This window comes from Paenibacillus sp. MMS20-IR301, assembly GCF_032302195.1.
GTDB lineage: Bacteria > Bacillota > Bacilli > Paenibacillales > Paenibacillaceae > Paenibacillus_AQ.
Window position 1 is genome coordinate 3,339,918 of the sequence record NZ_CP135275.1, and the last position, 21,120, is coordinate 3,361,037.

22 protein-coding genes and 1 pseudogene are annotated in these 21,120 nt (G+C 50.9%); 6 read left to right on the top strand and 17 right to left on the bottom strand.

Features of this window, described 5'->3' with window-relative positions; translation table 11 throughout:
- Positions 1-72: 72 nt before the first annotated feature.
- The 6 genes from LOS79_RS14620 to LOS79_RS14645 all read right to left on the bottom strand — a co-directional run bounded on the left by LOS79_RS14620 (position 73) and on the right by LOS79_RS14645 (position 6,807).
- Positions 73-732, bottom strand: coding sequence for a class I SAM-dependent methyltransferase (locus LOS79_RS14620; protein WP_315421017.1), 660 nt, complete (start codon positions 730-732; stop codon positions 73-75).
- Between the two features lie 131 nt (positions 733-863).
- A complete protein-coding gene (locus LOS79_RS14625) occupies positions 864-1,886 on the bottom strand; it encodes an SDR family oxidoreductase (protein ID WP_315421019.1) in 1,023 nt (340 codons plus the stop codon).
- A gap of 16 nt (positions 1,887-1,902) precedes the next feature.
- Positions 1,903-2,841 carry an aldo/keto reductase family protein gene (locus LOS79_RS14630; protein ID WP_315421021.1) on the bottom strand — a complete coding sequence of 313 codons (939 nt, stop codon included), beginning with the start codon at positions 2,839-2,841 and terminating at the stop codon, positions 1,903-1,905.
- Between the two features lie 120 nt (positions 2,842-2,961).
- On the bottom strand, positions 2,962-4,089 hold the full coding sequence (locus LOS79_RS14635; RefSeq protein ID WP_315421023.1) for a response regulator: 1,128 nt from the start codon (positions 4,087-4,089) through the stop codon (positions 2,962-2,964).
- A 740-nt stretch (positions 4,090-4,829) separates the two neighbouring features.
- Positions 4,830-6,539 (bottom strand): phosphoenolpyruvate--protein phosphotransferase, encoded by a 1,710-nt coding sequence (ptsP, locus tag LOS79_RS14640; protein WP_315421026.1) that lies wholly within the window; start codon positions 6,537-6,539, stop codon positions 4,830-4,832.
- A complete protein-coding gene (locus LOS79_RS14645) occupies positions 6,532-6,807 on the bottom strand; it encodes an HPr family phosphocarrier protein (RefSeq protein ID WP_315421029.1) in 276 nt (91 codons plus the stop codon). The genes ptsP and LOS79_RS14645 overlap by 8 nt, the downstream gene beginning before the upstream one ends.
- Before the next feature lie 307 nt (positions 6,808-7,114).
- On the opposite strand from LOS79_RS14645, the gene LOS79_RS14650 reads away from it, so the two are divergent.
- Positions 7,115-7,666, top strand: coding sequence for a hypothetical protein (locus LOS79_RS14650; protein WP_315421030.1), 552 nt, complete (start codon positions 7,115-7,117; stop codon positions 7,664-7,666).
- Between the two features lie 24 nt (positions 7,667-7,690).
- Here LOS79_RS14650 and LOS79_RS14655 read toward each other — a convergent pair whose 3' ends face one another.
- A complete protein-coding gene (locus tag LOS79_RS14655) occupies positions 7,691-8,302 on the bottom strand; it encodes a DUF1349 domain-containing protein (protein WP_315421033.1) in 612 nt (203 codons plus the stop codon).
- A gap of 186 nt (positions 8,303-8,488) precedes the next feature.
- On the opposite strand from LOS79_RS14655, the gene LOS79_RS14660 reads away from it, so the two are divergent.
- Together LOS79_RS14660 and LOS79_RS14665 are read left to right on the top strand one after the other, a co-directional pair.
- The gene (locus LOS79_RS14660) at positions 8,489-8,854 is read left to right on the top strand and encodes a MerR family transcriptional regulator (RefSeq protein WP_315421036.1); all 366 of its coding nucleotides are present in this window, start codon (positions 8,489-8,491) and stop codon (positions 8,852-8,854) included.
- 18 nt (positions 8,855-8,872) lie between these two features.
- Complete coding sequence (locus tag LOS79_RS14665) at positions 8,873-9,631, top strand: SDR family oxidoreductase (RefSeq protein ID WP_315421038.1); 759 nt, start codon at positions 8,873-8,875, stop codon at positions 9,629-9,631.
- Positions 9,632-9,729: 98 nt separating this feature from the next.
- Here LOS79_RS14665 and LOS79_RS14670 read toward each other — a convergent pair.
- A pseudogene (locus tag LOS79_RS14670) lies at positions 9,730-10,113 on the bottom strand (manganese catalase family protein); the annotation flags it as partial.
- 62 nt (positions 10,114-10,175) lie between these two features.
- Positions 10,176-11,057, bottom strand: coding sequence for a ketopantoate reductase family protein (locus LOS79_RS14675; protein ID WP_315421040.1), 882 nt, complete (start codon positions 11,055-11,057; stop codon positions 10,176-10,178).
- A 161-nt stretch (positions 11,058-11,218) separates the two neighbouring features.
- On the opposite strand from LOS79_RS14675, the gene LOS79_RS14680 reads away from it, so the two are divergent.
- A complete protein-coding gene (locus LOS79_RS14680) occupies positions 11,219-11,788 on the top strand; it encodes a TetR/AcrR family transcriptional regulator (protein WP_315421043.1) in 570 nt (189 codons plus the stop codon).
- 100 nt (positions 11,789-11,888) lie between these two features.
- Here the strand turns inward: LOS79_RS14680 and LOS79_RS14685 are convergent, their stop codons facing one another.
- The 8 genes from LOS79_RS14685 to LOS79_RS14720 all read right to left on the bottom strand — a co-directional run bounded on the left by LOS79_RS14685 (position 11,889) and on the right by LOS79_RS14720 (position 19,542).
- A complete protein-coding gene (locus tag LOS79_RS14685) occupies positions 11,889-12,458 on the bottom strand; it encodes a manganese catalase family protein (protein WP_315421045.1) in 570 nt (189 codons plus the stop codon).
- Between the two features lie 50 nt (positions 12,459-12,508).
- On the bottom strand, positions 12,509-12,775 hold the full coding sequence (locus LOS79_RS14690) for a spore coat protein CotJB (protein WP_315421048.1): 267 nt from the start codon (positions 12,773-12,775) through the stop codon (positions 12,509-12,511).
- Positions 12,776-12,779: 4 nt separating this feature from the next.
- A complete protein-coding gene (locus LOS79_RS14695; RefSeq protein WP_315421051.1) occupies positions 12,780-12,995 on the bottom strand; it encodes a spore coat associated protein CotJA in 216 nt (71 codons plus the stop codon).
- 171 nt (positions 12,996-13,166) lie between these two features.
- Positions 13,167-14,525: a hemolysin family protein gene (locus tag LOS79_RS14700; RefSeq protein ID WP_397386760.1), complete on the bottom strand. Its 1,359-nt coding sequence runs from the start codon at positions 14,523-14,525 to the stop codon at positions 13,167-13,169.
- Between the two features lie 18 nt (positions 14,526-14,543).
- On the bottom strand, positions 14,544-15,686 hold the full coding sequence (yfkAB, locus tag LOS79_RS14705; protein ID WP_315421054.1) for a radical SAM/CxCxxxxC motif protein YfkAB: 1,143 nt from the start codon (positions 15,684-15,686) through the stop codon (positions 14,544-14,546).
- A 242-nt stretch (positions 15,687-15,928) separates the two neighbouring features.
- Positions 15,929-17,032 (bottom strand): HD-GYP domain-containing protein, encoded by a 1,104-nt coding sequence (locus LOS79_RS14710; protein WP_315421057.1) that lies wholly within the window; start codon positions 17,030-17,032, stop codon positions 15,929-15,931.
- 148 nt (positions 17,033-17,180) lie between these two features.
- Complete coding sequence (locus tag LOS79_RS14715; RefSeq protein ID WP_315421059.1) at positions 17,181-18,005, bottom strand: undecaprenyl-diphosphate phosphatase; 825 nt, start codon at positions 18,003-18,005, stop codon at positions 17,181-17,183.
- 97 nt (positions 18,006-18,102) lie between these two features.
- Positions 18,103-19,542 carry a bifunctional metallophosphatase/5'-nucleotidase gene (locus LOS79_RS14720; protein ID WP_315421061.1) on the bottom strand — a complete coding sequence of 480 codons (1,440 nt, stop codon included), beginning with the start codon at positions 19,540-19,542 and terminating at the stop codon, positions 18,103-18,105.
- Between the two features lie 153 nt (positions 19,543-19,695).
- Here LOS79_RS14720 and LOS79_RS14725 point away from each other — a divergent pair, with 153 nt between their 5' ends.
- Positions 19,696-20,034 carry a MoaD/ThiS family protein gene (locus tag LOS79_RS14725; protein WP_315421062.1) on the top strand — a complete coding sequence of 113 codons (339 nt, stop codon included), beginning with the start codon at positions 19,696-19,698 and terminating at the stop codon, positions 20,032-20,034.
- Complete coding sequence (locus LOS79_RS14730) at positions 20,031-21,071, top strand: HD-GYP domain-containing protein (RefSeq protein ID WP_315421064.1); 1,041 nt, start codon at positions 20,031-20,033, stop codon at positions 21,069-21,071. The genes LOS79_RS14725 and LOS79_RS14730 overlap by 4 nt, the downstream gene beginning before the upstream one ends.
- Positions 21,072-21,120 lie beyond the last annotated feature (49 nt).

Genomic DNA, 21,120 nt, shown 5'->3' on the forward strand with positions numbered 1-21,120 from the left:
TAGGTTAATGAATGCTTATGATGTTATTCTACTATACAGGGAGAGTACAACCAAATATATTTGAGCGCACTGCTAGCCTTGCGTTTTCTTCAGCACTGCCCGGAAGCAGTTCAGCCCGCCCCACTGTCCGGTGTGCACAGCATCTTCCGGAAGATTGAAGTCTGTCTCGCCCCAGTACTGGAAGCCGGCCTGCAGGAGAATTTCATTCATCCGCATCAGGTTTACAGTAGGATAATCAAAAGTCAGTACGAGCAGGCCCTCCCCGTTAAGCGTCCGGTGGAACTCCCGCACGGCCAGCACTGAATCCTGCAGGGACAGATGCTCCAGCACTGAGATGCAAAAAATCGTGTCAAAGCTCTCGTCCTCATAAGGCAGCGCGGTCAGATTGGCCTGGGCAAGATGCAATCTGTCCATCCGTCTTGCCTGTACCTGCTGGGCTGCAGGAACTCCGATATCATCGGCAATATCCCGGATAATCGCTTCCCGGGACAGAATCCGGGCATCCAGATCACAGGCATAGACCTCCGCACTATAGCCGGCAAGGTAGAATTTAAGCGGATGGGAAATTCCGCAGGCGGCATCCAGCACCACATCATGCGGGGATATGAAGTTCGTGCACCATTCATATTCGTAGGGACGGCTCCACCAGGATTCCGGCAAATCATAAATCAGCTTCTCTCGGCGGGCATCGGCATTCACGAAGAAACGGGAAACATAAGGATGTGTCGGCATGGCCAGGACTCCTTTTAGGGGATTTCGGTAGTGAGAGTATATTCACGAATCCCCATTTCATGCTTTATTAACAAGCAAACAAGGCTGCGCCGTCCTGTGAAGGAGAGCGCAGCCTTGTTTGCTGCTGTTAGTTATACATAATAAGAGAGCAGCTTCGGATCAACCCCGTGCTTGCTGATCAGCCCGTCCAGCATTCTGGACCATTCCTGATCGGTTGTGCAAAGTCCGGGCTGCTGTTCGAACCAGGCAACGGAACGTTTCACACCTTCGGCGAAAGACACAGTTGCTTCGAAACCGGGTACAAGCCGTTTCAATTTGCTGTTGTCGAACACGCTGCTGACCGCCTGATCGCCAATCAGCCCGTCCGCCGCCCCCGGCGGTGTGTTGGCTGCAATGAAGTCGGTGGAGATATGCACCACCTTCGGCTCTCTGCCCGCTGCCGCCCCGATGGCGGCATAGATCTGGTTCCAGCTCAACACCTCATCAGAGGTAATATGAACAGCTTCCCCGATCGTCTCCGGATGTCCCAGCAAACCAACGAATCCTTTGGCAAAATCGGTATTATGCGTCAGCGTCCACAGTGAGGTGCCGTCGCCGTGAATGACCAGCGGCTGGCCCTTGCGGATCCGCTCCACCAGTGACCAGGGATGGCTCCAGCTGGTCAGCGCTGCCGGAATAGCCGTATCCCCATACGTGTGGGAAGGGCGGACAATAGTTACCGGGAAGCCGCTGGTCCGCCAAGCCTCCAGCAGCAGCTGCTCACAGGCAATCTTATCCCGCGAATACTGCCAGTACGGATTCTCCAGCGGCGTTTCCTCGGTAATGAGATAATTCCGCTGCGGCTTCTGATAGGCAGACGCCGAGCTGATATAGATATATTGCCGTGTCTTGCCTGAGAACAATTCAATATCGGTCTGCACATGCTCCGGGGTGAAGGCAATCCAGTTCACCACAACATCGAATTCGTAGCCCTTCAGCGCTTCCGCCGCCTTGGCCTGATCACGGATATCACCGTTAATCAGCTGCGCCCCTTTCGGTGCGAAGCTGCTCCGCTCCCCGCGGTTGAACAAATACAGCTCTATGCCCTGCTCCACTGCCAGCCGGGATACCGCCTGGCTGATCAGTCCCGTGCCTCCGATAAATAGAACCTTCATCTGCTTCCTCCCTCTCTTAACCGATGATTTCTTCGATCCGGGCCAGTACATCCTCCGTTAGCTCAATTCCGGATGCCTTCACATTCTCCGTCACCTGCTCCGGCTTGCTGGCACCGACCAGTGCACTGGCTACATTAGGCTGGCGCAGAATCCAGGCCAGCGCAAGATTGCCGACGGAGAGGCCTAGCTCGGCAGCAATACCGCTCAGCTCCTGCACCTTGGCAATCTTCTCCTCCGTAATTCCCTTACGCATCCAGTCCAGTCTGGTTGCCCGGCTGTCCTCCGGAATATCGGAGATTGAGCTGTATTTCCCGGTCAGCAGCCCCTGCGCCAGCGGCGAGAAGACAACTTGTCCGATCCCTTTGCGCAGGCCAAGCGGAATAATCTCTTTCTCGATATAACGCTCGAACATATTGTAGATCGGCTGGTTAACCACGATCCGGTCCAGCAGATAACGGTCTGCCACCGCAAGAGCTTCAGCCATCTGTGCTGCGGTCCATTCACTGACACCTACATAGAGCACCTTGCCCTGGCGGACCAGATCATCCAGCGCCCGCAGTGTCTCTTCAACCGGAGTCTCCGGATCATAACGGTGGCAATACAGCAAATCCACATACTCAGCTCCAAGCCGCTTCAGGCTGGCATGGCATTGTTCAGTAATATGCTTGCGGGATAATCCGCGGTCATTGGGGCCTTCGCCCATTACGCCGTATACCTTGGTAGCCAGCACATAGGATTCACGCGGATAGCTGGAGAGTGCAGCGCCCAGCAGCTTCTCTGCTGCACCTTTTTCATAGACATTGGCCGTATCAAAAAAATTGATACCCAGGGAGTAAGCGGTTTCAATCGCCTTAACTGCATTCTCCTGTTCTACATAACCTCCGTAAGTCAGCCAGCTGCCAAGACTGATCTCACTGACCTTAAGACCGGTTCCCCCGAGTCTGCGGTATTTCATTATTCTCCTGCTCCTCTCTGATCCGGCCCCGATTGACCGGTTGCTCCATACACTTGTTCATTCTAGACCAGTTTGTAAATAATTGAAAGAACGGAAATAGGTATGAAGCATAATCCGGAGTCAGCGCCCGTACAGCATCTCATTATATATTTGTCTGACTGATTCCCTGGGTTCCAGCCCCAGCTCATGGCTCAGCAGCTCTTTCATCGCGTGATAGTGGCGGATCAGGCTGATCCGGTCCTTTTGCCGGAAATAGATCCCCATCAGCAGTTCATGGGCCTCTTCGTCGAGCGGAGATTTAAGCAGCAGCAGAGTAATCCGCTGTATCGCTTCCGCGAGCCTGCCGTCCTCAATATAATAACTGCACAGCTTCTTCGACAGCATGGTATAGAATCCGAGCATTTCTGCCCGCTTGGAGACGCTCCACAAATAATCCTCATCCGCAAATAAATCCCCCTGATACAACTCAAGATGATAGATGTACCTGGATAATGTGTGTACCGTCACCGGAAGATTCTCCCGGGCAAAGCTTTCAAATTCCCAGAGATCTCCTGCGGCACCGGCGATGTCCATCCGGTAGCTTCCGCCCTTGAAATAAATCTCAACAAGCACACCCGCCGCTTTAAGCGCCGTCTTCATTTTGTAAAGTGTCGTATGCAGATTGGAGTGGGCCTGCTCGTCACTGCTGTCCGGCCACAGTGCCTGCATAATTTGGCCTTTGGGCACAGGGGCTGTCCCTTTCAGGAACAGGAAAGACATCAGCTCCTTGGATTTATGGGTCCGCCACTTTACCGTATCCTCATGGCCGCCTGGACCAAGCACACTGAACCCGCCGAAGCTGACAATCCGCGTCTCTTTAAGCGGCGTTACGCGCTCCCCGGATAGCCGCCGCTGCTTCTGGTAGCGGGTAATCGCCCGGTCCAGCAGCGCCGGAGTCAGCGGCTTCAGCAAATAATCCAGGGCTTCAAGCCGGAAGGCTTCGACAGCATAAATATCATGCGCAGTCACAAAGATGACCTCAAGCTCCCTTAAGCTCTCCAGCAGCAGCCCGCTCAGCTCCACACCACTCATCTGCGGCATTTCCATATCCAGGAACACGAGGTCCGGCTGCAGCACCGAGATCTGCTCCAGTGCTTCCAGCGGCTTGCGGAATATACCCACGACCTCTACCCGTCCATCCTTGTGCAGCAAATGGTTCAAGACATCCAGTGCCGGCTTCTCATCATCAATTATTACTGCTCTGATCATCGTTTCCCTCCAGTACACTTCCCTGCCAGCGGATTACACTTAGAATAAAGTATCGGGATTCCGGAGAATATCTAAGAAAAAAGGCGCCCTCAGCAAACTGCGGCTTAGAGGACACCCGGTTATTGAAAAGCTCAAATTCGCGTGATATATATCATTGCCTTATCAGAAATGATGTAATTATTGATTATTCTATCATGCGCAAACCACAGTGTAAATCAATGATTTCACAGATGTACAATGAGCTGCCGTGCAGGTAAATGGGTTGAATGGATCCTCCGTTAAGAAAAGTAGCCAGCTAGGCAACGGTTGTTCAAATGACTAGCTTAGCGTTACGGACATGAGGGACGTTAAATATTGGAAAATCGTCTAAGTGCAGGTCTTAACGGACATCAGCGCCGTTATTTCACCGGAAAAGTGGAGTTTGCCCATGATAAGCGGCGGATAAGGGCTGTCGTGTCCGTAAGCCCGCCCCAATGACCTTTTTTGAGCGAATAAAGGCTGTGGCGTCCGTAAGCGTCAGCTTGGGATTGTATTTGAACCTGACAGATGAGATTGGCCTTCTGGTGAATATATTAGAATGAATTTCGGCCGTTCAGGAAGAAGTTCTCTGGACATTCTTATCTGAAACATGAATTTCCTTGTAAAAAAGCCGGCATTCAATAACCTGAATGCCGGCAACAGTAATGCGGAAAAGTGGATAAGAAAATGACAAAAACGGATAATACACAAACCCTAAAGAGTTAGTTAATTGCCTGTACCAGGGCAGCGACTTCCTCAGCTGTTCCAAGCTGCAGCGCCTGGGCTGCCAGCTCCTTCATATCGCCAGCAGACAGCTTGGCAAGCTGGCTGCGCGCCGGCAGAATGGAGGTGGCACTCATGCTGAATTCATCAAGGCCAAGACCCAGCAGCAGAGGAATAGCGACCGGATCCCCGGCCATTTCACCGCACATGCCGGCCCATTTGCCTTCGGCATGCGCCGCATCAATGACATTCTTGATCAGACGGAGAATGGCCGGGTTATATGGCTGATACAGGTACGATACCTGCTCATTCATCCGGTCCGCAGCCATTGTATATTGAATCAGATCATTGGTCCCGATGCTGAAGAAATCGACTTCCTTCGCGAACTGGTCGGCCAGTACAGCAGTAGACGGAATCTCAACCATAATGCCCAGCTGAATCTGCTCCGATACCTCCTTGCCCTCTTCGCGCAGCTTGGCCTTCTCTTCCAGCAGCAGCCCGCGTGCAGCGCGGAATTCGCCCAGCGTAGCAATCATCGGGAACATGATGCGCAGATCACCGTGAACACTTGCACGCAGCAAGGCGCGCAGCTGTGTACGGAAGATATCCTGACGGTCCAGGCAGAGACGGATCGCCCGGAAGCCGAGGAACGGATTCATCTCCTTAGGCAGCTCCAGATAAGGCAGCTCCTTGTCGCCGCCGATATCCAGTGTCCGGACAACAACCGGCTTGCCCTGCATATTCTCCAGCACGGTCCGGTAGGCGTTGTACTGTACTTCCTCGGACGGCAGCTTATCACGGCCCATATAGAGGAACTCTGTACGGTAGAGGCCAACGCCTTCACCGCCGTTCTCAATGACACCGGCCACATCATTCGGCGTACCGATATTGGCAGCCAGCTCGACATGCTTGCCGTCCGCAGAAACCGTCGGCTCTTCGCGGAGCTTTTTCCACTCAGCAATCTGCAGATCGTACTCCTTCTGCTTGGCAACATAGAGGGCTACCTCAGCTTCGCTTGGGTTAACCAGCACATCTCCGCTCAGTCCGTCTACTATAACCAGATCTCCGGCTTTCACTTCGGACATCACCTTCTTGGTACCTACTACGGCTGGAATCTCCAGGGAACGGGCCATAATAGCCGAATGCGAGGTGCGTCCGCCAATATTGGTCGTGAAGCCCTTAACATATTTACGGTTCAGCTGCGCGGTATCCGAAGGCGTCAGATCCTCTGCAATAACGATAACCTCTTCGCTGATTTCAGCCGGGCTGACATACGAAATCCCCAGCAGATGGTTCAGTACACGTTTGGTCACATCCCGCATGTCGGCAGCACGTTCCTGCAGATAGCTGCTTTTCATATTCTCGAACATTTCGATAAACTGCGTTGCCACTTCCTGAAGAGCGTAGTCGGCATTGACAGCCTCTTCACGGATTTTGTCCAGCACCGGACTGATCAGCTCAGGATCTTCCAGAATCAGCAGATGGGATTCGAAAATCTCCGCCTTCTTCTCCCCCAGCTCAGCCAGCGTACGCTCCTTGATCCGCTTCAGCTCGCCCTTAGAGATTTCCAGGGCACTCTCCAGCTTCACCACCTCAAGCTCCACATCACTTATGGAAGACTTGGTAATCGTATAGTCCGGGTGCTTCAGGATAAACGCTTTAGCAACAGCAATACCTGCGGAAGCCGCGATTCCTGAAATCTTATTCATGCAGCTCGCCCAGTCCTTCTTTAATCATTACATCCTGCAGGGCGAGAAGCGCTTCAGCTTCCTGGCCGCCTTCCGTGATCAGGGTCAGCGTGTCGCCGGCTTCAAGACCCAGGGACAGTACACCCAGGATCGATTTCAACGTCACTTTCTTGCCTTTAGCTTCAGCGAAGGCTTCAGTGTCCTTGAATTTAGTAGCTGTATTAACCAGCGCTGTGGCCGGGCGCGCGTGAATTCCGTCTTCGTCGATAATTCTGAATGTTGTTTGCATGATATGTTCCAACTCTCTGTTTTATTTTGGGTTCCGGATATTACTGCAGTATAACAAAAAAAGGCAAAACCACACCTTTCTCAAGGTAGCGGTTTTGCCTGATTGAACAGTAACAATCCGAAAATATACTCTACTTTTTATAACATAACTCTGGCAATATAGCAAATGAATACGGGCAGCTTCTGCGGCAGACCGGCTTCAGACGGCTGTTCAGCACTCGCGTAAATTTAAATAATACAATTGTATTATTTAAACATCGCTGGTATACTTCCTAACATTAACATATTCTTCTTCTGAGAGGTGCATTATGAATTGGGTTGCATGGGCAATTGTCACCTGCGAGGTATTGTTCTGGGTAGTTATTCTTGCCGGGTTTACAGCACGTTATGTCTTCAGACGTAACCTGCTTGGCCTGATCTTCCTCGCACTGACTCCGGTGCTGGACATTATTCTGCTGGTCATCTCCGGAGTTGATCTGGCACAGGGCGCTACCACCACGACGGCACATGCGCTGGCAGCTGTGTATATTTCAGTATCAATCGTATTCGGCAAAAGCATGATCGCCTGGGCAGACGAACGCTTCCGGTATTATATCACCAAACAAGGTACGAAGCCGGTCAAACGGTACGGTATGGAGCATGCCCGGCATTATTTTACCGGCTGGATCAGGCACCTGCTCTCTTTCGCGCTCGGAGCAGCAATTCTGTATGGACTTATAGTCTGGATTGACGATACTGCCCGTACAGCAGCACTGTCCGGCATACTGTCCATATGGTCGGTCGTGGTCGGTATTGATCTGCTCATCACCCTTACCTATTTCATCTGGCCGAGACAGGCCAAAGCAAAGGACGCAAGCTGAACTCACCTGCACCTGCCTTCCGGCTTATTCGCCCGTTCTTATATTTTTGACCGTCCGGTGCTCCAGTGTAAAGTTGCTGTATATTCTCTCTCCGCCTTCGCCTGTTGGAGCCTGGGCCAGCAACCCTACCTTGATTGTCTCCTCCACCGGCAGGCTGAAGAAGCGCATCATATCGAATCTCACCCCATCTGTCGAATAATGGAAGGCGAAGGCATTACCGGATCTGGCAGCCTGCAGCCATACCTCATTCCCGCCGATATTGCAGCCGTTGGCATCATCAGATGTCTGGTTCGTAACCACACTGACCACTGCATGGGTGTCAAAATCGGTCAGCTCAAAGCAGGCTTTGGCCCAGACCGACAGATCCTGCATGACCATAATAGAAGCTGAATCGTAGGTATCCCGGAAGTCATGGCTGACCTTCACCCTGAGCACGAAATCGCCGGCGATTTCTGTGTAGAAGAACGGGGCATTGGTTAAATTCTCAGGGGTCAGCCCTTCTTCCGCTATGGCTCCATTATTACAGAAAAAATCACTTTTAGCGGTTGCCTCCATTATGATTGCGCCTTCTTCAAACCGGATTTCCCCTTCATTCAGCCACTTAAATGCAGCTAAGTCCGCTTTAGCCATTGTCATTCGTCTTCCTCCCATTATTGAATCGCTCTTTGCGGTTTCACACGCATTCTCTAACTATAGCAAATATGGGAATTCATCTCAAAAGGATAACTCAGCCGCAGCCAAATATAGTAGTTGACTTAAACCATGGTTTAAGTCGTATCCTATTCCTGTCGGCAAGATAACAACCGGTTAGGAGGCCTCCGGGTGAACTATTATTCCATCAGCGAAGCAGCAGCAAAATTAGATATACCAGAGTCCACGATCCGCTATTATGAGAAGAAGGGATTACTGCCGCAGCTGGAGCGTGATGAAGCGGGGAGACGGATATTTTCAGAAGACCGTATAGCTTTTCTCAGAATTATTATTTACCTGAAAAATACCCACATGCCCATAAGCAGCATCAGACAGTATGTAGACTGGATGCTTGAAGGAGAGCATACCACACAGCTCCGGCTGGAAATGTTTCAGAATCACAAGCAGGCTGTACTGGCAGAAATTGCGCTTATGACCGAATCCCTGCAGGGGATCGACAAGAAAATTGCCCGTTACACTAATTATTTATCAAAATAACAGAAAAGAGGGACAGCTATGAAGCTATCAGGAAATACAATCCTCATTACCGGCGGAGGCACCGGAATTGGTCTCGCTTTTGCCAAGCGGTTCGTAAATCTCGGAAATACAGTAATCGTTACCGGACGGCGTGAGCATGTGCTGCAGGAAGCGAAAGTTACTATCCCCGGCCTGATTACCCGTGTAAGTGATTTGAACCTTGAATCCGAACGGACTGCCCTGTATGACTGGGTAACTGCTAATTATCTGGATATCAATGTGCTCGTGAACAATGCCGGAACCCAGCAGCGCTTCAATGTATTAAAGACAGATGCGAGGAACTGGGAGTCCTTCAGCAAAGAAATTGCTACCAACCTGGAAGCACCGCTGCATTTGTCTATGCTGTTTGCTCCATTATTCGCAGCTAAAGAAGCAGCGGCTATCCTGAATGTCACCTCTGGATTGGCTTTCACCCCGTTTGCCATCGGCCCGATCTATTCAGCGACCAAGGCTGCGCTGCATTCCTTCACCATGAGCCTGAGGCTGCAGCTTTCTTCCACCTCTGTGGAGGTAATCGAGATTGCTCCTCCTGCTGTGAATACAGATCTCGGCGGAACCGGACTGCATGTGCACGGTGAACCTCTGGATGCCTTCGCGGATGGAATTTTCCAGGGACTGGAGCAGGGACTGCCGGAAATCGGCTATGGCACCTCAGTGGAGCGGCTGCGCATGTCGCGCGATAAGATCGACGAATATGCAGGCAATATGTATCAGGCCATGAAAGGCTATATTGAATAATTTATTATGCAAAAAAAACCCGTCAGCCTGTGTAGCACACATGCGGCGGGGGCTGTTTTTCCAAGCATATCTGCTCACTCCGGTGTCAGCTATCCTCCTTAGAACACCCGCTTCTTATCCTTCTCCTCAATCAGGATCTGCACGGATTCCTTAAAACGGATCGCATGAATAATTTACCGCTCACGCAGGAATTTCAGACTGTCCTGCATATCCACGTCATCGATCATATTAATCAGGCACTGGTATGTAGCCCGTGCCTTCTCTTCAGCAGCGATGTCTTCATACAGGTCAGCGATGGGATCTCCCTTCGCCGCAATATAGGCAGCTGTGAACGGTACTCCAGCCGAATTGTTATAGAACAGCGCATAATCACGCTGTGCATAGTTCGGGCCTAGTCCGGCCGCCTCCAACTCCTCCACCGAAGCGTCCTTCGTCAGCTTGTAGATCATCGTAGCAATCATTTCGAGGTGCGCGAATTCTTCTGCGCATTGAAGTTATCAGTCTTAACTCCGAAAGCCGAAATGGCATCTGATCGTAGACGATGTTAATGTCGGACAGATAATTTTCCATGAAAATCCGCATCCAATAATAGAATTTCAGCTTTTCTGCTGACTGCCTGATTTCCAAGCTTAACATCAATGATGAAATTATCGATCAGCATCCGGCGGTATTGGGATATAATATCTTGTTCAGGCAAATCCCCCATTGACTTTGTTTCGGACGGGATTACCGGAATGCCGGCTTGCTCTACCAGGCGAATATTTTGTTTAATATCTGCGGCGACCTTGCTTAGTATGCCTTCACTTCTTGCTGTCTCTACATCCACCATTCCGTCTTTCGTATAGAAATACTTGTTGACTGCAGCGAGTGCAGCATGCGAAACATGAAATGCTTGAATATCTTTTTGAATGTTATAAGGCAAATCTGCTATTTCAAATATTTGGGCAAGCCTTTTCACTCTTTCGGTCATTTGTCCATTGATTTCACCAAAAAAAGTATTGGACCCGAATTGTGCATATAGAACACCGTCTTTGATGTCACCACCTGCACCCGGAAATCCTGGAAGTAACCGTTCACCCACGATTTCAAGCCAGCGGTCATATCCCACCGTGTTGGTCAAGGTAATTATTGTTTCACTCTGATTATTCTTGATTGCAGACAAGGCAGATTCTGCCTGATCATAGCGCACAGGAACAAAGATAAAATCGTAGATGTCGTCGCTCACTAGCTTATCTATTGTCTTGATAGAGATTTGCTGTATCGTCCCATTATCATTGTAAAGCAGTCCGTACTCTTTAAGAAAATCCAGCCTCTTTCCCCGGGCCAGCAATGTGACATCCAGTCCTGACTGCGCAAATCGGAGTGCGTATAAACTCCCAATCACACCGGCCCCAACGATCAAAATTTTAATTTGTTTGATGCTCAATACGATCCTTCCTTTCAGCTAACTATCATGGTTTGTTTAAGCAACACCTGTCTGATATGATAATAGTACGGTACTATTACGATTTCAATCCGCAAAATAAGCAAATAGTTGCATAAACAACACATTTAGATATCTGATGTTTATAAAGAGAGGTTTTTCATATGGCAAACTCGGAAGATCCAAGAGTTTTGCGCACACGGCAGTTAATAAGAGAAGCATTCAGAGATTTGTTGCGACATAAAGAATTTGATGCAATTACCATTAAAGATATAGCACAGAGAGCTACCATTAACCGTGCCACCTTTTATGCCCATTATGAAGATAAATACGCCTTGCTGGAAAAAATTACGGAACAGGCTTTTCAAGAGATGATTCCCGAACAAGTATTATATGCGCAGGAGTTTACGAATGAAATATGCGGCCAGCTGATCTTGCTGACGCACAACTTCATTGTAGATTTTTATCAGGTCTGCAGAATGGACTCAAAATCTATTGATACGCTTGTTCATGAACAGATAAAAAAGATGCTCCAGGAAATGATTGAACGCATACTATTAAATGGGGAAACTCATTGTATGGCAGACCGCCAGCATACCAGGGTCATTTCGGCTATGACAGGTTCAGCGATCTATAGTGCTGCGCATTATTGGTTTATGAGCGGGGAAAAAGATCGAACCGTTCTACTTGTAGATACTGTTCGTTCCTACGTAATGAACGGTCTGGGACTATGATAAAAGCTGTAATAAATTGTTACCAGAAAAAGAGCCGCAGATTTTTTTCATCTGGGCTTTTTTTATCCATCTGGATATTCGCTTCATGTATCCACCCTACTCAGAACACCCGCTTCTTATCCTTCTCCTCTATCAGAATCTGCACGGATTCCTTGAAGCGGATCGCATGGATAATCTCCCGCTCGCGCAGGAACTTCAGGCTGTCCTGCAGATCGACATCATCGGTCATATCAATCAGCCACTGGTATGTAGCCCTGGCCTTCTCTTCAGCAGCGATGTCCTCGTACAGGTCAGCTATGGGATCTCCCTTCGCCGCAATATAGGCAGCTGTGAACGGTACACCAGCCGAATTGTTATAGAATAAGGCATGATCCCGCTGTGCATAGTTGGGACCCAGCCCGGCCGCCTCCAGCTCCTGCACCGAAGCATCCTTTGTCAGCTTGTAAATCATGGTGGCAATCATTTCGAGGTGTGCGAACTCCTCAGTAGAAATATCTGTAAGTACACCGATTACTTTATCTGGAATGCTATACCGCTGATTCATATAACGCAGCGCTGCCGCCAGCTCCCCATCCGCGCCGCCATATTGCTCCATCAGATAACGTGCCATCCGCACATCACATTTTCCGACACGCACCGGGTACTGCAGTTTCTTCTCATAAATCCACATTCAGCCTCTTCCCCCTCCTTAAGCTTGGTTCATTCTCGCGCCTGTTCCTTCTAGACCTGCCACGGCCACGGGCTCTGGCTCCATTCCCACGGGCATTTGGAGTACGCCCGGCCGAAATTCTGCAAGGGCCCATACAGCTCCTGGAACTGGCCGGCCAGCTTTGTCCGCTCGAAAGTCAGCTGGTTGAACTGCTCAATCGCCTTCAAATCCTCCGGATGGGTGTCCAGATAGAGATTCAGCTCAACCAGTGCAAAATCAAGGACCTGCAGCTGCTCCAGCATCTCATAATAGCGGGGTTCACATGGATTAGCTTCCATAGAATTACTTCCCTCCCTTGCATTTGGATTCGTAGGGGCTGAACAGCGACGGCCATAAGGTTCCGTGCTTCAAAGCCTCCGGCAGAGTGAACTGCGGCAGATTCGGGGGTTGAAACGTAATAAACTGGTTCGGCGGCACAACATACGTCTTGAACGGCACCGGCGGGCAAGGATCAAACGGCCCTCTGTACGGTGTCCATACACGTTCCTGGGAGTTCAATATTCGCAGCCTCCTCATAGTTCCTGATTGCCTTCGTAATTAATTTATGACTCTCCCGGGGGAGTCCAGAACGTGTACGCCAAAAAAACCTCTGTCCGCGAAGAGCAATACTCTTCATGGACAGAGGTTAGTCACAGGCTGCCGCCTTAATGCAGCAGCGCCGATAGTATCTTATTCTTGCTCTTCTCCGGCAGCTTCAGGATCCGTTTCCGTCTCCGGCGGAGTCTCCCGGTGAATATTAATCCGGGTAATCCGCAGCCGGGTCGATTCCTCGACTTCAAAGGTTACGTCACCGACGATAACCTTCTTGCCCTTGGACGGATTGCCCTCCAGCTCCTTGAACAGCCAGCCGCCGATGGAATCGACTTCCTCATCTTCAATGATTACACCTGTAAGATCATTGACATCCTCAATCAGCATGCGGCCTTCAACCGAGATATATTCACCGTTACGCTCGACGCTCGGACGCTCATCCTCGAATTCGTCATGCAGATCGCCGACGATCTCTTCCAGAATCTCCTCTGCGGTCAGCAGCCCCGCCGTTCCGCCGTATTCATCCACGACCAGCGTCAGCTGGGCCTTGTTCTTCTGCATCAGCCGCAGGGCATGGCTGATCTCCATAGATTCCGGCACATTCAGAATCGGCCGGACCAGCGAAGCCAGGTCATTCTGCTGCTCCAGCGGCGCAAACAGCAGATCGGTAATATGGATGAAGCCGATAATCCGGTCCTTGTCTTCAAATGCCACCGGATACCGCGAATGCTTCGTTTCAGTAATAATCCGCATATTCTCTTCCAGCGAAAGATTGCTGTACAGCACATCCATATCCGTACGCGGCAGCATCACTTCACGGGCCAGCAGATCGGAGAATTCGAAGATGTTATCCATCAGCTTCATCTCGTCCTTGTCAATGACCCCGCTCTTCGCGCTCTGATTCATCAGAATGCGGATTTCCTCTTCCGAGTGGGCGGCCTCAGCCTCACTGGCCGGCTCTACACCAACCAGCCGCAGCAATGCATTGGCCGATGCGTTCAGCACCCAGATGAAGGGCAGGAACAGATTATAGAAGAACATCAGCGGCGCTGACAGCAGCAGCGCGGAGCCTTCAGTTTTTTGAATTGCCAGGGACTTCGGTGCAAGCTCGCCCAGCACAATATGTAAGAAAGTAATAATCGAGAATCCGATAACAACGGAGACGGTAGAAATCAGCGTATGATCCGTAACCCCAAGCTTGAACATCAGCGGCTCTACCAGCAGTTCCGAAATTGCCGGCTCCCCGATCCAGCCCAGACCGAGCGAGGCAAGCGTAATCCCGAATTGGGTCGCTGACAGATACGAATCCAGCTTCTTGTTGACCTTCAGTGCATATCCGGCCATTTTGTTGCCTTCGCTGACAAGCTGGGTCAGACGTGATTGTCTGACCTTCACCAGTGAGAACTCCGCCGCAACGAAGATCCCGTTTAATAATACGAGCACCAGAACGAGCAGAAGATTAAGCACTAAACTTCCTATTTCGAATTCCGTATGCACTATAATAACGCCCCATTTCTACAGAGTGATCGCTTTTCTTGTTTTGAAATCAACCTCAGGATAATACATGTCGGCTACCAGGAGATTCGGACCGCAGCAGCCGGCGGCGTCGCAGAAGCAGTTCACCTTCTGGTTCAGCGGATGCTTCATCTGCCACTCGGTGAAAATATCATCCAGCCTGCTGCTGCCGATATTGCCGAAGGCGGAAATGTCCGCGAAATCCGTAACGAATACATCGCCTGTGAACATGTTGACATTCACGCGGTTTCGTCCGTCGGGATCATTGCGCAGCGTTACATTCTTCTCACTGCGCAGTCTGCGCAGCAGCTTCTGGTCTTCCTCAAGGAAGCTGCAGGCGAAGAACGGCAGCGTACCGAACAGCATCCACATCTCAGGATCACGCGTATCAAGCAGCGCGTGAATCGCCTTATTCATGTCCTGAAGCGAGAGCACCGGCAGCTTCGAGGCGAAGCTGGAAGCATACATAGGGTGAACCTCGTGCCGTCTTGCCCCCATCTGGCCGATCAGCTTATGAATCTCCGGCAGCTTAGTATGTGTCCGGTAGTTGATCATCGATTCAGCCGAAATCAGCATTCCGTCACTGCTAAGCCGAAGGGAGTTCTCCAGCATGGTATCATACAGCCGGTATGCCGCTTCCTTGGCAACCGGATGCCCGCTGTTCGCGAACCCTACCTCATGGAAATCATCGCCATTTACATAATTGAAGGAGATATGCATAACATCCAGGTAAGGCAGCAGCTGCTCATAGCGGGAATACGGCATGGTCAGGTTGGAATTGATCTGTGAGCGGATTCCCCGTTCACGGGCATATTTCAGAAGGGGCACGATGATGTTCTCTACCGTGCCGGCACGGAACATAGGCTCCCCGCCTGTAATGCTGATCGTCTGCAGATGCTCTACTTCCTCCAGACGATTCAGCATGGCGGCAATTGGCAGCATCTCCCCTTCTTTCATGGTAAGACTGTCTCCGACTGCGCAGTGCTCACAGCGCATATTGCATAGGTTGGTAACCGTCATCTCGACACTGGTCAGCACATGCCGTCCATGCTGGCGGAGGGAGGTAATCGGATCCCAGGGATCGTAGTCCGGCGACAGCTCTTTAACGGGTAATGACGATGATGATGGCTCTAATATACTCATTGATTAATGCTCCTTTAATGCTTATTCCTTATTATTAACCCAAATTAAATTAAAAAGAACGAATAACTTACGACATATCATACCATGATATACACAAAAACTGGTCATCTTCCGGCAATCTGCCGCAAATCGGCTTACAACAGCTTCTCCTGGACCTCTTTCAAAAAAACAGCAAGGCTGAAAATACAGCTCTGCCGGATTGGCAGATCCCTGTATTCTCTCCTCGCTGCGGGCAACATCTATCAGGTACTTTTCACTACAGGCTCTTCCCCGTCGCTCACGTCTACAATGACTACAGAAAGGGCTTTGCCGAGATCATGCTCATAAGGGGTGACCGGCTCCCCTTCAGGGCCGTTAAGCACACGTACAACAGGTCTGTGCGGGATACTAGGATCAATCTTGACCACAACTCCGCTCTCCCCCGTACTTAGCTTGACGGTAAGTCCCAGAGGGTAGATCGCCACACGGTCTCTGAAAATCTCCAGCTGCTTCTGTTCATACAGCGTCCCGGAGCCGACATAAAGGGCCTCGACCGCCTGATGGGGCAGCATGGCCTTTTTGTAAATCCGGTTAGAGGTCATCGCGTCATAGGAATCCGCCACACCCAGCCACTTCGCATACTCATGGATCTGCGGACCGGTTAGACCGCGCGGATAGCCGGACCCGTCGATCCGTTCATGGTGCTGCAGCGCACAGTGAGCCGCCAGCAGCGGGATGTTGGGCTCTTCCTTAAGAATGCGGTACCCGATTTCCGTGTGTGCCTGCATGTGGCGGAATTCTTCGTCACTCAGCATACCGGGTTTCTGGACAATTTTGACCGGAATCTGCGTCTTGCCTATATCATGCAGCAGCGAGCCCAGTCCGATAACCCGCAGCTCCTCTCTGCTGTACCCATGGGCAATACCGAGCACAAGGGTGTACAGGCACACATTCAGGGAATGTACATACAGGTAATTGTCGGCAGTGTGCATGTCCAGCAGCATAATCATCGGGTCTTCCTGCGAGGACATATCGTCGAGAATGGAATCCATGACTTTGGAGAACTTCTTGTCCAGATGATAAAAGCCCTTGGTAATCCCTGAAGCGCCGGACATTTGCTGGAACTGGTTTCGGATCACCTTCAGCGCCTGATTGCGTGTCTCATCCTGCAGCATGCCGGGAATGATGATATCCTCCGTGATGGAATCCTCTATATAGATGTAGCCGATATCAATTCTGGCAAGCCGCTTGATGAGGGCATCCGTAAGCTCCACCCCGTCCGCAAGCAGGACCAGTCCTTCATCGTTATAAATTTTTTTACCCAGCTTCATTCCCGCCTGAAGCCGATTCACGGATACTAAACGCACCTTGGCTCACTCCTGCCTTTAACGGTAAATTGCTATTCTGTTTCGAAGTCCTTGGGTTAATCGCCGTGCCTATACCGTTATCTTGAGCGACCGGGCAAGTGCCTGCAGCTAAGACGGCTCCTTACCCGGTGATGCCAAGCCGATGAGCTTAACGCATAATAAACAGCCAGAAAGCAGCTGCGAGGATAAAGCGGTAAATAGCAAAGTGGGTCGGTCTGATCTTTTGGATCAGTTTCATGAACAGCACCACAACCACATACGCAACTACGAACGAAATCACAAATCCAATCGCAAAGTCCCAGATATTCTCGTTTGTGAAATAGCGGTAGGAATCCAGCAGCTCGTAGCCCGAGGCCGCACACATAATCGGAATGGCGATCAGGAAAGAGAAATCCGCTGATGCCTTATAGCTGACCCCGCTCAGCATCCCCCCGGAAATGGTCGAACCGGACCGGGAGAAACCGGGCCAGAGCACAGAAATTATCTGATACAGCCCGATGGCCAGCGCCTGACCGTATGACAGATCATCAAGCTCATGTGCGGTTACGCGAATCTTACGCTTATTAACCCATTCCGCAATGATCATCAGGATCCCGCCGGCCACCAGCGCCCAGAGCACGGTAGTGGCTCCGAAGAGTCCTTTAATGAAATCACGGGCAAAAAAAGCAACGGCAAGCGCGGGAACAATCCCCAGCAGCACATGGATCAGGTTAAGGCGTGCGGCCGGCATTACCCCTCCGCCGCGGCGGCTGCGGCCGATTCCCAGCAGATTGAGAATCCGCTGGCGGTACACCACCGCAATGGCCAGAATCGCTCCAAGCTGAATCACAATCTCGTACGTCTTCATAATGGAATCCTGCTCATCGAAGCCTAGCAGCTTCGCGGTCAGAATCATGTGTCCTGTAGAAGAAACCGGTATAAATTCGGTTATCCCTTCGACAATTGCCAGAATTATTGCAGTAATTGTATCCATAGAATCCTCCTGAACTGTTCAATGATAACTGGTGCAGCTGAAATAACTAATCCGTTTCTACTCTCCGCAGGTACAAAGGTCTAAAAGATATACGGCATCAGGTGTCCTGCATCTCCCAGCGGACAGCTTCACTCTCCTCCAGGCTGCCCGGACGCTGCAGTTCCATCCGCAGCAAATCGCGCAGGAAATAAGGCAGCAGAAAGACAGCTTCCGTTCCATTTGCTATAGTCTCATACCCGGTGCGGAATGTAAACATATCCAGTGTGCCGACACTGTAGACCCGCTCATCCTCCATTTGCTCTCCATCGACAAAAACCGCAATACCGTTATCATAAGGCATGACCCTTGGATCGTACAAGATTTTTAATCCATCGACAGCAAGGCTGCCCAGTATTTTTCCGCGGAACCCGTAACCATAGATTACCTTATTGCAGAATTCTGCCGTCAGACTCTGTGTGAGCGCAGTGCGGATATCCCGCCCGGTAAGCTGAACTATGCAGGTGTTAATCGGAGAGGGACAAAGGGCATGCAGCATTCCGGATGTAATCTCACCTTCAGGCAAGGGCCCGAGCAGCTGCCCGGTATTAACCAGCGAGAACGAGCTGCCGGTGAACCGGCGCACAGCCTGGGCGAGCAGATTGCCAAATGGTGATTCCCCCTGCACGTTCAGCGGCAGGTGGCGGTCGCTGATGGCAACTGTCTCCTCCAGCACCTCCCGGCCCCGTTCCAGGTGAATTGCCGCCGCCGGTGCAATAAGCTCATCAGTCAGCGTGCTGTCCACAGGCACACATCCGCCGGCTACAAGCCGGAATGACCCGCCGGCATGCTCCCGCTCAAAGACCAGCCGGCCGATATACAGGCCGAATTTGCCGGCGCCGCAGACAGCCGTTCCGTTAATCATCTGCGGCTCCTCCAGAATATGGTGGGTATGCCCGCCAAGAATGGCATGCACCCCTTCCAGCCTCCCGGCAAGCTGCTGGTCCGCAGGCAGGCCCAGATGGGACAGAATAATCAGAATATCCACCTGCGGAGCCAGAAGACGGCACTGCTCACGCAGCGCTTCCTCAGGATCAAGCGCATCCCAGCCCAGCAGTGCATAAAAGGAGGTGAATGCTGCCGTAGCTCCGGTCAGTCCGATCCGGATACCGTCCCGCTCCAGGATAACATGCCGCTTCATCCAGTGCGGCGGCTCTCCGGTGGACGATTCCAGGAAATTGCAGCAGACCACAGGACAGTGAATGCCGCTGAACAATGTCGAAAGCTGCTCCTGCGAGAAGGTCAGACCTTCGTTATTGCCGATTGTCACCGCATCGTATCCGGTCAGATTCATAATATCGATGTTCGCCTGCCCCATCGTTCCTTCGGTCTCCACAGCAGCCCGGTCCATATGATCCCCGATATCCAGCAGCAGCACCGGCTCTTCTCCGGCTGCCGCCTTTAGTGCGGAAATCTCTGCCGCCACGGGACTCATCATTTCAAAGTGGCTATGTATATCATTCGTGTGAAGAATGGTTAATCTCTGCGGCCCAGGCTTCATTAGCTCGTTTCCCTCCCACTTGTACAGCCGTTTATAGTGTAAGCGGCAGGCTTATAATCTTCTAGAGTTAGCATAACATTTTCAGGCTCAATATGGTATATTGTAATCATTATAGGCTGTCCAAACTTTAAGTATTTACGAGGTGAATCAATCATGCATGTGTCCATTCGACTGTTCGCCGGTCTGGCCGAAGTTATCGGCTCCTCTACTCTGACCTTCCATGCCCCTGAGTCACCGTTGACAGCCGGCCGACTGAAAGAACAGCTTGCGGCTTCGTATCCGGCTGCCGCACCGCAGATCAGTGTATCTCTGGTTGCCGTAGACCGGGAATACGCTCCGGATGATACGGTGATTACCGAGAACTCCGAGGTGGCTTTGATTCCTCCGGTATCCGGCGGAGAAGCTATTTTTCGTACTCCTAAACCATTGAATATTCCCGACTTTGTTGCTATGCTGAAAAAAATCGCTATAGTTAGGTGGCATATTCATTGAGAGTACACGTCATGGATCTAAAACCGGGTGATCATCTGCGGATGGATACCTTCAGCGCACGCGGGCTGCATGTACTCCCTAAGGGATCACGACTCCAGATGGCTGAGATCGCCAAGCTCATACAGCATGGAGTAGATTATGTAGATATTGAAGCCGTGCAGGAAGAACCCGCACCTTCAACCAGAACCTCGATTATCAAGTCGGCTGTAAGCAGCTTCGATGTCATGATCGACGGTTTTGAGTCTATATATATGGAAGCGCTCAGTAAGGGCAGCTTCAACCAGTCTATGGTAGACGATATTCTTCAGCCCACATTATCTACGCTCGACAAACATAAGGATGTAGTTTCACTTCTGCTTCTGCTGGACCGGGAGGATGATTATACCTACAACCACTCCCTTCAGGTAGGGATGCTCTCTTATTATATCGCCTCCTGGATCGGATATTCCAAGACTGAGTGTTATGAGATCGGCCGGGCCGGATATTTAATTGATATCGGCAAATGCCGGATCTCTCCGGCTATTCTGAACAAACCCGGCAAGCTGACCGCTGCTGAATTCGACGAGATCAAATTACATACGATTTACGGATACGAGATTATCAAGAATTCCATGGATGATCCCTACACGGCGCTGGTTGCCCTGCAGCATCATGAACGTGAAGACGGCTCCGGGTATCCGCATCAAATTACCAAAGCAGATATTCATCCTTATGCCGAGATTGCTGCCATAGCGGATATTTACAGTGCGATGACTACCCATCGCGTCTACCAGTCCAAGCAGGAGCTTATTTCCGTGCTGCGCGAGATTAACTCCCTCAGCTTCGGTAAGCTGAACGGCAAAACAGTACAAGCCTTCATTCATCATCTCATGCCTAACTTCATCAGCAAGCGTGTGCTTCTCAGTACCGGTGACCTTGGTGTAATCATTATGAACAATCCCCTGGATGTGTTCCGCCCGCTGGTGCAGATTGACGGCAAATTCGTCGATCTGTCTCGTGAGCGCAAGATAGCAGTTGTAGAAATTTATATGGAATAGGCTATGTGCACAGGGGATTCATTGAACCGTTAACCGGTCCGGTGAATCT

Coding starts and splice junctions, on each gene's coding strand:
- LOS79_RS14620 (WP_315421017.1), bottom strand. CDS start 732: ATGCCGACACATCCTTATGTTTCCCGTTTCTTCGTGAATGCCGATGCC.
- LOS79_RS14625 (WP_315421019.1), bottom strand. CDS start 1,886: ATGAAGGTTCTATTTATCGGAGGCACGGGACTGATCAGCCAGGCGGTA.
- LOS79_RS14630 (WP_315421021.1), bottom strand. CDS start 2,841: ATGAAATACCGCAGACTCGGGGGAACCGGTCTTAAGGTCAGTGAGATC.
- LOS79_RS14635 (WP_315421023.1), bottom strand. CDS start 4,089: ATGATCAGAGCAGTAATAATTGATGATGAGAAGCCGGCACTGGATGTC.
- ptsP (WP_315421026.1), bottom strand. CDS start 6,539: ATGAATAAGATTTCAGGAATCGCGGCTTCCGCAGGTATTGCTGTTGCT.
- LOS79_RS14645 (WP_315421029.1), bottom strand. CDS start 6,807: ATGCAAACAACATTCAGAATTATCGACGAAGACGGAATTCACGCGCGC.
- LOS79_RS14650 (WP_315421030.1), top strand. CDS start 7,115: ATGAATTGGGTTGCATGGGCAATTGTCACCTGCGAGGTATTGTTCTGG.
- LOS79_RS14655 (WP_315421033.1), bottom strand. CDS start 8,302: ATGACAATGGCTAAAGCGGACTTAGCTGCATTTAAGTGGCTGAATGAA.
- LOS79_RS14665 (WP_315421038.1), top strand. CDS start 8,873: ATGAAGCTATCAGGAAATACAATCCTCATTACCGGCGGAGGCACCGGA.
- LOS79_RS14680 (WP_315421043.1), top strand. CDS start 11,219: ATGGCAAACTCGGAAGATCCAAGAGTTTTGCGCACACGGCAGTTAATA.
- LOS79_RS14685 (WP_315421045.1), bottom strand. CDS start 12,458: ATGTGGATTTATGAGAAGAAACTGCAGTACCCGGTGCGTGTCGGAAAA.
- LOS79_RS14690 (WP_315421048.1), bottom strand. CDS start 12,775: ATGGAAGCTAATCCATGTGAACCCCGCTATTATGAGATGCTGGAGCAG.
- yfkAB (WP_315421054.1), bottom strand. CDS start 15,686: ATGAGTATATTAGAGCCATCATCATCGTCATTACCCGTTAAAGAGCTG.
- LOS79_RS14715 (WP_315421059.1), bottom strand. CDS start 18,005: ATGGATACAATTACTGCAATAATTCTGGCAATTGTCGAAGGGATAACC.
- LOS79_RS14720 (WP_315421061.1), bottom strand. CDS start 19,542: ATGAAGCCTGGGCCGCAGAGATTAACCATTCTTCACACGAATGATATA.
- LOS79_RS14725 (WP_315421062.1), top strand. CDS start 19,696: ATGCATGTGTCCATTCGACTGTTCGCCGGTCTGGCCGAAGTTATCGGC.